Origin of the sequence: Mycobacterium bohemicum DSM 44277 (assembly GCF_001053185.1) — a bacterium.
Taxonomy (GTDB): Bacteria; Actinomycetota; Actinomycetes; order Mycobacteriales; family Mycobacteriaceae; genus Mycobacterium; species Mycobacterium bohemicum.
In genome coordinates this window covers 78,304-91,364 of the sequence record NZ_CSTD01000003.1, presented here as the reverse complement: position 1 = coordinate 91,364, position 13,061 = coordinate 78,304, and the positions used below count along the sequence as shown (strand labels likewise).

The 13,061-nt window shown below is 68.0% G+C and carries 13 protein-coding genes; 8 read left to right on the top strand and 5 right to left on the bottom strand.

Annotated elements, in window-relative coordinates:
* Window position 1: 1 nt before the first annotated feature.
* Genes lpdA through exaC form a run of 5 tightly spaced genes read right to left on the bottom strand, consistent with a single transcriptional unit; the run spans window position 2 to window position 4,270 of the window.
* Window positions 2–1,396: a dihydrolipoyl dehydrogenase gene (gene lpdA / locus BN971_RS14875; RefSeq protein WP_085179378.1), complete on the bottom strand. Its 1,395-nt coding sequence runs from the start codon at window positions 1,394–1,396 to the stop codon at window positions 2–4.
* A 23-nt stretch (window positions 1,397–1,419) separates the two neighbouring features.
* Window positions 1,420–1,980 carry a hypothetical protein gene (locus tag BN971_RS14870; RefSeq protein WP_085179379.1) on the bottom strand — a complete coding sequence of 187 codons (561 nt, stop codon included), beginning with the start codon at window positions 1,978–1,980 and terminating at the stop codon, window positions 1,420–1,422.
* Window positions 1,973–2,248: a putative holin gene (locus BN971_RS14865; protein ID WP_085179380.1), complete on the bottom strand. Its 276-nt coding sequence runs from the start codon at window positions 2,246–2,248 to the stop codon at window positions 1,973–1,975. The genes BN971_RS14870 and BN971_RS14865 overlap by 8 nt, the downstream gene beginning before the upstream one ends.
* A gap of 19 nt (window positions 2,249–2,267) precedes the next feature.
* Complete coding sequence (locus BN971_RS14860; RefSeq protein ID WP_085179381.1) at window positions 2,268–2,747, bottom strand: DUF779 domain-containing protein; 480 nt, start codon at window positions 2,745–2,747, stop codon at window positions 2,268–2,270.
* Entirely contained in the window at window positions 2,747–4,270 is a 1,524-nt protein-coding gene (gene exaC, locus BN971_RS14855; protein ID WP_085179382.1) for an acetaldehyde dehydrogenase ExaC, read from the bottom strand. Before exaC ends, BN971_RS14860 begins: the two co-directional genes overlap by 1 nt.
* A gap of 132 nt (window positions 4,271–4,402) precedes the next feature.
* Here exaC and BN971_RS14850 point away from each other — a divergent pair, with 132 nt between their 5' ends.
* The 8 genes from BN971_RS14850 (at window position 4,403) to BN971_RS14815 (ending at window position 13,060) form a co-directional block, all read left to right on the top strand.
* Window positions 4,403–6,475 (top strand): prolyl oligopeptidase family serine peptidase, encoded by a 2,073-nt coding sequence (locus BN971_RS14850; RefSeq protein WP_085179383.1) that lies wholly within the window; start codon window positions 4,403–4,405, stop codon window positions 6,473–6,475.
* A 43-nt stretch (window positions 6,476–6,518) separates the two neighbouring features.
* Complete coding sequence (locus BN971_RS14845) at window positions 6,519–7,442, top strand: YncE family protein (protein ID WP_139027112.1); 924 nt, start codon at window positions 6,519–6,521, stop codon at window positions 7,440–7,442.
* A gap of 40 nt (window positions 7,443–7,482) precedes the next feature.
* Complete coding sequence (locus BN971_RS14840) at window positions 7,483–7,764, top strand: hypothetical protein (protein WP_170322183.1); 282 nt, start codon at window positions 7,483–7,485, stop codon at window positions 7,762–7,764.
* Between the two features lie 28 nt (window positions 7,765–7,792).
* Entirely contained in the window at window positions 7,793–8,707 is a 915-nt protein-coding gene (locus tag BN971_RS14835; protein WP_085179386.1) for a crotonase/enoyl-CoA hydratase family protein, read from the top strand.
* Window positions 8,708–8,773: 66 nt separating this feature from the next.
* Complete coding sequence (locus BN971_RS14830; protein WP_085179387.1) at window positions 8,774–9,220, top strand: DUF5078 domain-containing protein; 447 nt, start codon at window positions 8,774–8,776, stop codon at window positions 9,218–9,220.
* A 19-nt stretch (window positions 9,221–9,239) separates the two neighbouring features.
* A complete protein-coding gene (locus BN971_RS14825) occupies window positions 9,240–9,482 on the top strand; it encodes a hypothetical protein (protein ID WP_085179505.1) in 243 nt (80 codons plus the stop codon).
* A gap of 300 nt (window positions 9,483–9,782) precedes the next feature.
* Window positions 9,783–10,178, top strand: coding sequence for an MmpS family transport accessory protein (locus BN971_RS14820; RefSeq protein ID WP_085179388.1), 396 nt, complete (start codon window positions 9,783–9,785; stop codon window positions 10,176–10,178).
* The gene (locus BN971_RS14815; protein WP_085179389.1) at window positions 10,175–13,060 is read left to right on the top strand and encodes an MMPL/RND family transporter; all 2,886 of its coding nucleotides are present in this window, start codon (window positions 10,175–10,177) and stop codon (window positions 13,058–13,060) included. The genes BN971_RS14820 and BN971_RS14815 overlap by 4 nt, the downstream gene beginning before the upstream one ends.
* The last annotated feature ends 1 nt before the right edge of the window (window position 13,061 follow it).

Sequence of the window (13,061 nt, the reverse complement as noted above, 5' to 3'; positions counted from 1 at the left end):
CTCAGAAATTGATCATGTGGCCGGTCAGGCCGTGGAAGCACTCCTGCAGCGCCTCGGACAGCGTCGGGTGGGTGTGCACGTTGCGGGCCAGCTCGGTGGCCGTCAGGTCCCACTTCTGGGCCAGCGTCAGCTCGGGCAGCAGCTCCGACACGTCGGGACCGATCAGGTGGCCGCCCAGTAACTCGAGGTGCTTGGCGTCGGCGATCAGCTTGACGAAGCCGGTGGGGTCGCCCAGGCCGTGCGCCTTGCCGTTGGCGGTGAACGGGAACTTGGCCACCACGACGTCGTAGCCTTCGTCGCGGGCCTGCTGCTCGGTCAGCCCGAAGCTGGCGACCTGCGGCTGGCAGAACGTCGCCCGCGGCAGCATGCGGTAGTCGCCGAGCGCCAAAGTCTCTGCGCCCGCGATGGTTTCGGCCGCAACCACGCCCATGGCCTCGGCGACATGGGCCAGCATCAGCTTGCCCGTGACGTCGCCGATGGCGTAGATGTGCGGGACGGAGGTGACCATGTAGTCGTTGATGCCGATCGCCTTGCGGTCGGTGAGCGCGACGCCGGCCTTCTCCAGGCCGTAGCCCTCGACGTTGGGCGCGAACCCGATGGCCTGCAACACTTTATCGGCCTTGAGTTCCTCGGAGTTGCCGTCCTTGCTGACCACCACGGTGACCTGCGAGCCGTCATCGGAGATGGACTCGACCTTGGTTGCGGTCAGGATCTTGACGCCCAGCTTCTTGAACTGCTTCTCGATCTCCTTGGACACCTCGGCGTCCTCGTTGGGCAGCGCGCGCGGCAGGAACTCCACGATGGTCACGTCGACGCCGTAGTTCTTCATGACATAGCCGAACTCCATGCCGATGGCCCCGGCGCCGGCGATGATGACCGACCCGGGCAGCTCCCGGGACAGGATCTGCTCCTCGTAGGTCACGACGTTGGCCGACAGCGACGTGCCGGGCACCAGGCGGGTGCTGCTGCCGGTGGCGATGATCGCGCTGTCGAACGTGATCTCTTCGGTGCCACCGTCGTTGAGCTCGACCGACAACGTGTGGGCGTCGGTGAACCGGCCGTAGCCGTGGACCTCGGTGATCTTGTTCTTCTTCATCAGGAAATGCACGCCGGCGACGCGGCCGTCGGCGACTTTGCGGCTGCGATCGAAGGCGGCGCCGTAATCGAACGTCGCCTCCCCGCTGATGCCGAAGGTCTTGGCGTCCTTGGTGAAGGTGTGGACGAGCTCGGCGTTGCGCAGCAACGCCTTCGACGGGATGCAGCCGACGTTGAGGCAGACCCCACCCCAGTACTTCGGTTCGACGATGGCGGTGTTCAGTCCCAGCTGGGCGGCGCGGATGGCCGCGACGTATCCGCCGGGACCGGCCCCGAGGACGACGACGTCGTAATGAGTCACGGCCCCTACCCTAATGGCAGGCGTCAATACGGAATGACCCCTAGCAGGCAGTGGCCCACCCGGGCGCAGTGGTAGTAGCCGTAGAGCGGCGCCGCGGCGGCGACGGAGGCGAACGGCGCCGACATCACCGCGATCGACAGCGCCGACACGAGCGGCCTACCCTGCGCCATCGCCAGCATGATGGCGGCGACGACGCAGGCGACGACGTAGGCGAGGACCACGAACAGCGGCGCCCGCGCGTCGGCGGAGTGATACCACCAATAGAGCAGGCCCAGCCCGATCTCGGTCGCCACGAACCACACGCCGAGGATCACCAGCAGCAGCTTCCACCACTTCACGAAGACATAGCGGCCCGGGACGGCGACCGGCACGGGCACGCCGGCCGACTCGGTCGCCGCGTGTCCCTCGGCGGCCTCCTCCTCGGCGGCGGGCGTCGGCTCCTCGATGGCGGGCAGCGGGCCGGAGTCGTCGGAATCCGAGAAGTCGGGCACCCACGACTGGGTCCCGGTGTCCTCGTCGTCGGAGAAATCCGGGACGAACGGCGCGGTCCCGGGGTTGGACTCGGGGTCGCGGTCGTCAGCCACCGGAGGCCACCCGCGCGGCGATGAGCACGCCGAACCAGCCGGGCGCCAACGCCAGGACGAACGCGCCCACCATCGTCACCCAGCGCCGCCCGGAGAACAGGATGGCGACCAACCCGGTGACGGTCGGAATCCCCGCCACCAGCGCGATGGCCAGCTCCGGGCGAACCCTGACGTGCACCGCGGTGCAACCCACCCCCGCCAGCAGCCCGACCGCGGCGCCGATCAGCATCGCCCCGGCGAGAATCCACGGTCGCGGAAGGGGGATCACGGTGACGACTGTACTGCCGCTACCGCGGGTCGAGGCTGCACATTCCCGGCCGGGTTCCCGCGTCTGACACCACCCGACCGCGCTCCGCCGGGCGCTCGCCGCGCTCGTAGCCGGCGCCGGTGATGACCGGTTCGGCGCACAGCCGGGCCTGCTCCTCGTCGCTGAAAACCCTTCCCCGGCTGAGGAAACGCATCCCCTCCGGGGCCTCCAGGCTGAACCCGCCGCCGCGGCCGGGCACCACGTCGATGACCAGCTGGGTGTGTTTCCACACCTGGTATTGCGGACCCGAGATCCACACCGGCACGCCCTCGGGGCCCACGTCCAAGACGCCCAGCAGCACGTCGCGGTCGCCCACGATGAAGTCGCCGCGCGGGTAGCACATCGGCGACGACCCGTCGCAGCAGCCGCCGGACTGATGGAACATCACCGGGCCGTGCCGCTCCTGCAGCCGCACGAGCAACTCGGCGGCTGCGACGGTGATGACGGCACCGGACACCATCAGAAGAGGCCGAGCGCCTTGTCCGAGTACGACACCAGCATGTTCTTGGTCTGCTGATAGTGCTCGAGCGCCATTTTGTGGCATTCGCGACCGAAGCCGGACAGCTTGTAGCCGCCGAACGCCGCGTGCGGTGGGTAGACGTGGTAGCAGTTCACCCACACCCGGCCCGCCTGGATGTCACGGCCGGCCCGGTAGGCGGTGTTGCCGTCGCGGCTCCACACCCCTGCGCCCAGGCCGTAGAGGGTGTCGTTGGCCATCGAGATCGCGTCGTCGTAGTCGCGAAACGACGTGACCGCCACCACCGGGCCGAAGATCTCCTCTTGGAAGATCCGCATCTTGTTGTGGCCGGAGAAGATCGTCGGCTGCATGTAGTAGCCGCCGGACAGGTCGCCGCCGAGCTCGGCGCGCTCGCCGCCGGTGATCAGCTTGGCGCCCTCCTCCTTGCCGATCGCGATGTAGGACAGGATCTTTTCCAGCTGGTCGTTGGAGGCCTGCGACCCCAGCATCGTCTCGCTGTCCAGCGGGTCGCCCTGCCGGACCGCCTTCGTCCTGATCGCGGCCAGCTCGAGGAATTCGTCGTGGATTTCGGCCTGCACCAGGCTGCGCGACGGGCAGGTGCACACCTCGCCCTGGTTGAGGGCGAACAGGGTGAACCCCTCCAGCGCCTTGTCCTGGAAGTCGTCGTGGGCGGCCAGCACGTCGTTGAAGAAGATGTTGGGGCTCTTGCCGCCGAGTTCGAGGGTGACCGGGATCAGGTTCTGCGAGGCGTACTGCATGATCAGGCGCCCGGTCGTGGTCTCCCCGGTGAACGCGACCTTGGCGATCCGGTTGCTCGAGGCCAGCGGCTTGCCGGCCTCGGCGCCGAACCCGTTGACGACATTGACCACGCCGGGCGGCAGCAGGTCGCCGATCAGCGACATCAGGTAGAGCACCGACGCCGGGGTCTGCTCGGCGGGCTTGAGCACCACCGCGTTGCCGGCCGCCAGCGCCGGCGCCAGCTTCCAGGCGGCCATCAGGATCGGGAAGTTCCACGGGATGATCTGCCCCACCACGCCCAGCGGCTCGTGGAAGTGGTAGGCGACGGTGTTGTCGTCGATCTGTGACAGCGAGCCCTCCTGCGCGCGCAGCGCCGCGGCGAAGTAGCGGAAGTGGTCGGCGGCCAGGGGGATGTCGGCGGCCAGCGCCTCGCGGACCGGTTTGCCGTTGTCCCAGACCTCGGCCACGGCCAGGGGCGCCTTGTTCTCCTCGATCCGGTCGGCGACCTTGTTCAGGATCGCCGCCCGCTGGGCCGGGGCCATCTTGCCCCACGCGGGCGCGGCGGCGTGGGCGGCGTCGAGCGCCTTGTCGATGTCGGCCTCGTCGGACCGCGGGATCTCGCAGAACGGCTGGCCGGTGACCGGCGTCGGGTTCTCGAAGTAGCGGCCGCTCGCCGGCGCGACCCATTCGCCACCGATGAAGTTCCCGTACCGCGACTCGTACGACATCAGTGCACCGTCGGCGCCGGGACGTGCGAAAACAGTCATCTGCTCGGCTCCTTGCTCTTTCGCGTGACAAGGCTCACACTACGCCGCGGCCGCCCCGCCCGACCTGCATCGGCTCCGGGGTTGTCACCAGGGCGAGGTGGCGGCCCCCGGCCCGGCCGTCAGAATGGCGTCATGAGCGACGACCCCTACCTATTGCTCGAGGACATCGCCGGTGACGAAGCCCTGGCGTGGGTGCGGGCGCACAACGAACCGACGCTGGCGGAATTCGGCGGGGCGGAATTCGAGCGGATGCGCGCCGAGGCGCTCGAGGTACTCGACACCGACGCCCGCATCCCGTATGTCGTCCGTCGGGGCGAGTACCTGTACAACTTCTGGCGCGACGCGGCGAACCCGCGCGGCCTGTGGCGGCGCACCACCCTGGACAGCTATCGCACCGACTCCCCCGAGTGGGACGTGCTGATCGACGTCGACGAGTTGGGCCGCGCCGACGACGAGAAGTGGGTCTGGGCCGGCGCCGGCGTCATCTACCCCGAGTACACGCGGGCGCTGGTCGGCCTGTCCCGCGGCGGCTCGGACGCCGCCATCGCGCGCGAATTCGACATGCAGACCAGGGAATTCGTTGCCGACGGGTTCGAGCTGGCCGAGGCCAAGTCGCAGATCACCTGGGCCGACCCCGACACCGTCCTGGTGGGCACCGACTTCGGCGCCGAGTCGCTCACCGAATCCGGATACCCCCGCGTCATCAAGCGGTGGCGCCGGGGCACCCCGCTGGCCGAGGCCGAAACCGTGTTCGAGGGCGCACGTTCCGACGTTCGCGTGTCGGTGTCGGTGGACCGAACACCCGGCTTCGAGCGCACCATCCTGGGACGGGCGCTCGACTTCTGGAACGACGAGGTGTACGAGCTGCGCGGTTCCCCGGAAAACCAGGAACTGATCCGGATCGACGCACCCACCGACGCCAGCCTGTCGATACACCGCGAATGGCTGCTGATCGAGTTGCGCACCGACTGGCACCTGGGCTCCGCCACCTATACCGCCGGCTCGCTGCTGGCCGCGAACTACGACGAATTCCTCGCCGGCACGGCACAATTGGCGGTAGTCTTCGAGCCCGACGAGCACACGGCGCTGAACCACTACGCCTGGACCCGCGACCGGCTGCTGATGGTCACGCTCGCCGACGTGGCCAGCCGGGTGGAGATCGTCACCCCGCCGTCGCGTGACGACCCGCTGCGCCCGGCTTCGCCGCGCTTGCGATCGTCACGGGGCGACTGGGAGCGCCGGCCCGTGCCGGGCATCCCGGCCGCAACCAACACCCTCATCATCACCGCCGACGAAACGGGCGACGAGTTCTTCCTGGACTCCAGTAGCTTCCTCACACCGTCCCGGCTGATGCGCGGCACCGGTGACGGCCCCCTTGAGCCGGTCAAGTCCGCGCCCGCATTCTTCGATGCCGAAAACATCACCGTGGCACAGCATTTCGCCACCTCCGACGACGGCACCGCCGTCCCCTACTTCCTGGTGCGGCCGGCGGACGCGACCGGCCCGGGCCCCACCATGCTGTACGGCTACGGCGGGTTCGAGACGGCGAACACTCCGGCCTACGGCGGCGTGCTGGGCCGGCTGTGGCTGGCCCGCGGGGGCACCTACGCGCTGGCCAACATCCGTGGCGGCGGCGAGTACGGGCCCGGCTGGCACACCCAGGCGATGCGCGCGGGCCGGCACAAGGTGGCCGAGGACTTCGCCGCCGTCGCAACCGATCTGGTGGAACGCGGCATTACAGACGTCGCGCAGCTCGGCGCGCAGGGCGGCAGCAACGGCGGTCTGCTGATGGGCATCATGCTGACCCAGTACCCGGAGAAGTTCGGAGCGCTGGTGTGCAGCGTTCCGCTGCTGGACATGAAGCGCTACCACCTGCTGCTGGCCGGCGCCTCGTGGATGGCCGAGTACGGCGATCCGGACAATCCCGACGACTGGGCGTTCATATCCGAATACTCGCCCTACCACAATATTTCGGCGTCGCGCCGCTACCCGCCGGTGCTGTTCACCACCTCCACCCGTGACGACCGGGTGCATCCCGGCCACGCTCGCAAGATGGCGGCGGCGCTGGAGGCCGCCGGCCACCGGGTGTTCTACTACGAGAACATCGAGGGTGGCCACGCCGGCGCCGCCGACAACGAACAAGTCGCGTTCAAGTCGGCACTGACGTACTCGTTCCTGTGGCGAATGCTGACCAGCCCGGCATGAACCGCCGCGCGGCGGTCGCACTCGTCGGCGCGGTGTTGCTGGGATGCGCCCACCACGGCGGGCCGCCCGCCGACGGCCGCCCGGGCGCATCGTCCCGGTCGGCCAGGGCCCGGAAGGTGTCGCCGTCGACGCCGTGACCCGCGTCGTCGCGGTCGCCACCCGCGACCCCGACCAACTGGTGCTGCTCGACGCCGACTCGCTCGCCGTCACCGCGCGGATCCCGCTGCCCGGCTCCGCCCGCCACCTCGAACTGGCGGCGCCGGGCGGCCCGGTGCTGGTGCCCGTCGAAAGCGCGAATGCCCTTGTGACGGTGCAACTCCCGCGCGGGCCCGCGGGGCCACCCATCGTCACCGGCACCTCGCCCCACGACGCGGCGGCGGCCGCCAACGGCACTATCTTCGTCGGCAACGAACACGGCGGCACGGTGAGCGCCCTGCGCGACGGCGCGATCGTCAAGGTGTTCACCGGCAGCGTGCAACCCGCCGGCCTCGCGGCCGCCGGAAACGCCGTCGGCATGCTGGACGCGCGGGCGAACACGCTGACGGTCTACGACGCGACCAACCTGGCCGTCCCCGGTTCCGCACCGGCCGGGGCCGGCCCCACCCACCTGGTCGCCGACAAGCACGGCCGCCTGATCGCCGCCGACACCCGCGGCGACACCATCCGGGTGTTCGACCCGCTGCCCACGCCGAAACAGGTCGCGACCGTCGCGCAACCCGGCGGGCCCTACGGCATCGCCTACGATCCCGCGCGCGACCAGCTGTGGGTGGCCTCCTCCGGCGGCAACGAGCTGGTCGGCTACGACATGAGCCAGCCGGCGCCGCGGGAAATCCGCCGCATCCCCACCGTGCAGGACCCCTACACCGTGGGCGTGGACCCCCGCACCGGGCGATTGTTCGTCGCCGGCGTCACCGCGGGGGTGGTGCAGGTGGTGGACCCCGACGCGCCGAACCCCGGTCACGCCTAGGATCCTTGGCGTGTCGGCGATCGAGCGCATTGAGGTCACCATGTTGGCCACCGGGTTGATCCTCATCGCGGCCGGAGCCACCCAGGCGCGCTTCCGCTACATCAAGGACCGGCGCGCGGGCCGGCGCTACTACTGGGCCACCTCGGCCATCGGCATCGTCTGCTTCATCATCGGCGTGGGCAAGATCTGGCCCAATGGCGTGGTTTCGGCGCTGATCTTCACCGGCATCATCGTGCTGTCCGCGTACCTCACCACGCCCTACCTCAAGATCGGGGGGCGCATCTACGCGGCATCCCCGGAGAATCGCCTGCCCGATCCCTGAGTCGGGGCCCCGATCCTTAAGTTGGGGTATGCCCACTCAGAAGTTCGAGACCCTGCTGTACGCGGCGGCCGGCCCGGTGGCCACCATCACCCTCAACCGGCCCGAGCAGCTGAACACGATCGTCCCGCCGATGCCCGATGAGATCGAGGCCGCCGTGGGCCTGGCCGAGCGCGACCCGGCCGTCAAGGTCATCGTGCTGCGCGGCGCCGGGCGGGCGTTCTCCGGCGGCTACGACTTCGGCGGCGGCTTTCAGCACTGGAGCGAGGGCATGATGTCCGACGGCCGCTGGGATCCCGGCAAGGACTTCGCGATGGTCACCGCGCGCGAGACCGGACCCACGCAGAAGTTCATGGCGATCTGGCGGGCGTCCAAGCCGGTGATCGCCCAGGTGCACGGCTGGTGCGTCGGGGGCGCCAGCGACTACGCGCTGTGCGCGGACCTGGTGATCGCGAGCGAGGACGCGGTGATCGGCACGCCCTACAGCAGGATGTGGGGCGCCTACCTGACCGGCATGTGGCTCTATCGGCTGAGCCTGGCCAAGGTCAAGTGGCACTCGCTGACCGGCCGGCCACTGACCGGGGTGCAGGCGGCCGAGGTCGAGCTGATCAACGAGGCGGTGCCGTTCGAGCGCCTCGAGGCCCGCGTCGCCGAGGTTGCCGCCGAGCTGGCCCGAATCCCGTTGTCGCAGTTGCGCGCCCAGAAGCTGATCGTGAACCAGGCCTACGAGAACATGGGCCTGGCCTCCACGCAGATGCTCGGCGGGATCCTGGACGGGCTGATGCGCAACACCCCCGACGCGCTGGAATTCATCCGGATCGCCGAGACCGAGGGCGTGCGCGCGGCCGTCGAGCGCCGCGACGGTCCGTTCGGCGACTACAGCCAGGCCCCACCGGAGCTACGGCCCGACCCCACCCACGTCATCCGGCCTGATCAGGATGGATAGTGAGCTAGACTACGAAGTTGACTCAAGGCTCTACCCGCGGCCCCAGAAAGTGTTACGGTAACGACTATGTCTCGGCTGAGTAGCAGCCTGCGTGCAGGCGCCGTCCTCCTCGCCCTCGGCGTCGCCGCCGCGGGCTTTCCCAAGACCGCCGCGGCGGATTCCACGGAAGACTTCCCGATCCCGCGCAGGATGATTGCGACCACCTGCGACGCCGAGCAGTACATGGCGGCGGTGCGGGATACCAGCCCCGTGTACTACCAGCGGTACATGATCGACTTCAACAACCACGCGAACCTTCAGCCGGCCGTGATCAACAAGGCGCACTGGTTCTTCTCGCTGTCACCGGCCGAGCGCCGGGACTACTCCGAGAACTTCTACAACGGCGACCCGTTGACCTTCGCCTGGGTCAATCACATGAAGATCTTCTTCAACAACAAGGGCGTCGTCGCCAAGGCCACCGACGTGTGCAACCAATACCCGGCCGGCGACATGTCGGTCTGGAACTGGGCATAGGACTTTTCGGGTGGGGGTCATGGGCGCACGGAGATTCGTCGCGGCGGCGATGCTGACGCTGGCCGCACCGGTCGCGGTCGTTCTGGGCGCCGGCCCGGCACACGCCGATGGCGATCTCGGGGCGCCGTGTTCACAAGAGGGCGCGAAGCTGTGGGGGGACCCCGGCCCGATCTACTGCCAGCGCAACGCGGGTGGGCAGCTGCAGTGGGTGCCCATTCCCGTCTCGGCGATCTGCGTGGCGTTCTGCGTCAACCACCCCTGAACTCGGGGATTGACCTCGCAGCCGCCGTCGGTCAATAGTGCTGTCCGTCCGCCCGGAACCGGTCGGTAATCCGCCTACCGAAAGCGCCGTTACGCACGTGATATGCGTTACACTTTTCCCTTCGAGGGGAAGGAGCCAACGCTAGGACGGGGCCGCAGTCGGCCATGACCGACTTAGGTTAGGCTTCGTTATCCTTATTCGGATAGTGCCGCGTCGAGGTGGACTGTCCGCCGGCCGAAACGCCGACGGTGGAAGGGCTGGGAGATTTTCAAGTTTCTGTCGCGGTACTGGATTCCGCTGATGATCCTGGCGGTGGTGGCCGTCGGGGGGTTCATCGTGGACCGGGTGCACGGCTACTTCGGCTCCGGCAAGCGCGAATCGTATGCCGACAGCAACCTGCAGAACCCCAAGCCGTTCAACCCCAAGCGGATCACCTATGAGGTGTTCGGGCCACCCGGGACCGTCGCCGACATCAGCTATTTCGACGTCAACGCCGACCCGAAGCGGGTGGACGGGGCGCAGTTGCCCTGGTCGCTGCGTGTCACGACCGACAAGGCGGCGATGATGGGAAACCTTCTCGCACAGGGCAACGGCGACAGCATCGGGTGCCGGATCACGGTGGACGACGTGGTCAAGGCCGAGCGGATCTCCAACGGGGTCGACGCGTTCACCTTCTGCGTGGTGAAATCCGCATGAGCGGGCAGCTTGTCACCGATGCCCCCGCACACCCCGAGCGGCCACTCATCGCGCGCCTGATCCACAAATGGGCATGGCCCATCATCTTCTTCTGGCTCGCCGTCGCCGCCCTCCTGAGCGTGTTCGTCCCCTCGCTGGAAGACGTTGGGCAGGCACACTCGGTGTCGCTGAGCCCGGCCGACGCGCCGTCCTACATCGCGATGAAGCGCATCGGCCAAGCCTTCGACGAGGGCAACACCGACAGTTCAGCGATGATCGTGCTGGAGGGCAACCAGCGGCTCGGCGACGATGCGCACCGCTACTACGACAGCATGATCCGGCAGTTGCGCGCGGACAAAAAGCACGTCCTGAGCGTCCAGGACTTCTGGGGTGATCCGCTCACGGCGGCCGGCGCGCAGAGCAACGACGGCAAGGCCGTGACGGTCCAGGTGAACCTTGCGGGCAACCAGGGCGAGCCGCTGGCAACGGAGTCGGTGCAGGCCGTCCGCAAGATCGTGGACGGCACGCCGGCGCCGCCGGGGGTCAAGGCGTATGTCACCGGGGCCTCGGCACTCCAGGCCGACCTGCACCGCAGCGGTGACAAGTCCATGGTCAAGATCACCGGCACCACGGTCGTGGTCATCCTGGTGATGCTGCTCTTCGTCTACCGATCGATCCGCACCGTCGTCGTGCTGCTGATCACGGTCGGTTTCGAGGTGACTGCCGCTCGCGGCGCCGTCGCGGTGCTCGGCCACACGGGGCTGATCGGGCTGACCACCTTCGCGGTCAGCCTGCTCACGTCCCTGGCGATCGCGGCGGGCACCGATTACGGGATATTCATCATCGGCCGTTACCAGGAGGCCCGTCAGGCCGGCGAGGACAGGGAAACGGCCTTCTACACCATGTACCGGGGGACGGCGCACGTCATCCTGGGCTCGGGCCTGACGATCGCCGGGGCCACCTTCTGCCTGAGCTTCGCTCGGATGACGTACTTCCAGACCCTCGGCGTCCCGTGTGCGGTGGGGATGCTGGCCGCGGTGGCGGTCGCGCTGACGCTGGGGCCCGCGGTGCTGACCGTGGGCAGCCGGTTCGGGCTGTTCGATCCCAAGCGCATGCTGAAGGTGCGCGGCTGGCGCCGCGTCGGCACCGCCGTGGTCCGCTGGCCGCTGCCGATCCTGGCCGTCACGCTGGCCGTGGCCCTCGTGGGTCTGCTGACCCTGCCCGGCTACAAGGCCAACTACAACGACCGGCAGTACCTGCCGGCGTTCATCCCCGCCAACGAGGGGTTCGCCGCGGCGGACCGGCACTTCTCCCAGGCCCGGATGAAGCCGGAGATCTTGATGATCGAGTCCGATCACGACATGCGCAACCCGACGGACTTCCTGGTGCTCGACAAGCTGGCCAAGGGGCTGTTCCGGGTGCCGGGGATCTCGCGGGTGCAGGCGATCACCCGGCCCGACGGCACGCCGATGGACCACACCTCGATCCCGTTCCAGATGAGCATCCAGAACGCGGGCCAGATGCAGGCGATGAAATACCAGCGCAACCAGATGAACAACCTGCTCAAACAGGCCGATGAGATGACCACGACCATCGCGACGATGCAGCGGATGTATGACCTGATGAACCGGCTGGTCGGGGTCACCCACAAGATGGTCGGCGACACCGAAGAGATGCAGCAGATCACCAACCAGCTGCGTGACCAGATCGCCAACTTCGATGACTTCTTCCGGCCGATCCGCAGCTACTTCTATTGGGAGAAACACTGTTTCGACATCCCGATGTGCTGGTCGCTGCGCTCGATCTTCGACGCGCTCGACGGCGTCGACCAGATCGACGACAAGCTGGACACCCTGGTCGGTGACATCAAGGAGCTCGACCGGCTGATGCCGCAGATGGTCGCGCAGTTCCCGATCATGATCGACACCATGGTCAACATGCGCACGATGATCCTGAGCATGCACAGCACCATGTCGGGGATCTTCGACCAGATGGACGAGATGAGCGACGACGCGATGGCCATGGGGCACGCGTTTGACGCCGCCAAGAACGACGACTCGTTCTACCTGCCGCCCCAGGTGTTCAAAAACGCCGACTTCAAGCGCGCCATGAAAAGCTTCCTGTCCGCCGACGGGCACGCGGCGCGGTTCATCATCTTGCACCGCGGGGATCCGGCGTCGGCGGCCGGGATCGCCAGCATCGACAAGCTCCAGACGGCCGCCGAGGAAGCGCTCAAGGGCACGCCACTAGAGGACGCGAAGATCTACCTGGCCGGCACGGGAGCGGTGTTCAAGGACATCTCCGACGGCGCCAAGTGGGACCTGGTGATCGCGGGCATCTCCTCGCTGTGCCTGATCTTCATCATCATGCTGATCATCACCCGGGCCTTCGGGGCCGCAGCAGTCATCGTGGGCACGGTGGCGCTGTCCCTGGGTGCCTCGTTCGGGCTGTCGGTGCTGTTCTGGCAACACATCCTGGGCATCCCGCTGCACTGGCTGGTGCTGGCGATGTCGGTCATCGTGCTGCTGGCCGTGGGCTCGGACTACAACCTGCTGCTGGTCTCGCGGTTCAAGCAGGAAATCCATGCCGGCCTCAACACCGGCATCATCCGGTCGATGGGCGGCACCGGCAAGGTCGTCACCAACGCGGGGCTTATCTTCGCTTTCACCATGGCCGCCATGGTCGTCAGCGATGTGCGGATGGTCGGGCAGGTGGGCACCACGATCGGGCTGGGCCTGATGTTCGACACGCTGATCGTGCGCGCGTTCATGACCCCGGCCATCGCCGCGCTGCTGGGGCGCTGGTTCTGGTGGCCGCTGCGGGTGCGGTCGCGGCCGCCGCGGGTTCCGGCTCCGACGGTCGAACCTGCGCCGGCAGACCGTTCGCTCGTCTACAGCGACTAGC

Bases quoted from the DNA above. Each gene is read 5' to 3' on its own strand.
- BN971_RS14850 (WP_085179383.1), top strand. From the start codon at position 4,403: ATGAGCGACGACCCCTACCTATTGCTCGAGGACATCGCCGGTGACGAA.
- BN971_RS14845 (WP_139027112.1), top strand. From the start codon at position 6,519: ATGCGCCCACCACGGCGGGCCGCCCGCCGACGGCCGCCCGGGCGCATC.
- exaC (WP_085179382.1), bottom strand. From the start codon at position 4,270: ATGACTGTTTTCGCACGTCCCGGCGCCGACGGTGCACTGATGTCGTAC.
- BN971_RS14830 (WP_085179387.1), top strand. From the start codon at position 8,774: ATGTCTCGGCTGAGTAGCAGCCTGCGTGCAGGCGCCGTCCTCCTCGCC.
- BN971_RS14860 (WP_085179381.1), bottom strand. From the start codon at position 2,747: ATGGTGTCCGGTGCCGTCATCACCGTCGCAGCCGCCGAGTTGCTCGTG.
- BN971_RS14815 (WP_085179389.1), top strand. From the start codon at position 10,175: ATGAGCGGGCAGCTTGTCACCGATGCCCCCGCACACCCCGAGCGGCCA.
- BN971_RS14825 (WP_085179505.1), top strand. From the start codon at position 9,240: ATGGGCGCACGGAGATTCGTCGCGGCGGCGATGCTGACGCTGGCCGCA.
- BN971_RS14820 (WP_085179388.1), top strand. From the start codon at position 9,783: ATGATCCTGGCGGTGGTGGCCGTCGGGGGGTTCATCGTGGACCGGGTG.
- BN971_RS14835 (WP_085179386.1), top strand. From the start codon at position 7,793: ATGCCCACTCAGAAGTTCGAGACCCTGCTGTACGCGGCGGCCGGCCCG.
- BN971_RS14840 (WP_170322183.1), top strand. From the start codon at position 7,483: ATGTTGGCCACCGGGTTGATCCTCATCGCGGCCGGAGCCACCCAGGCG.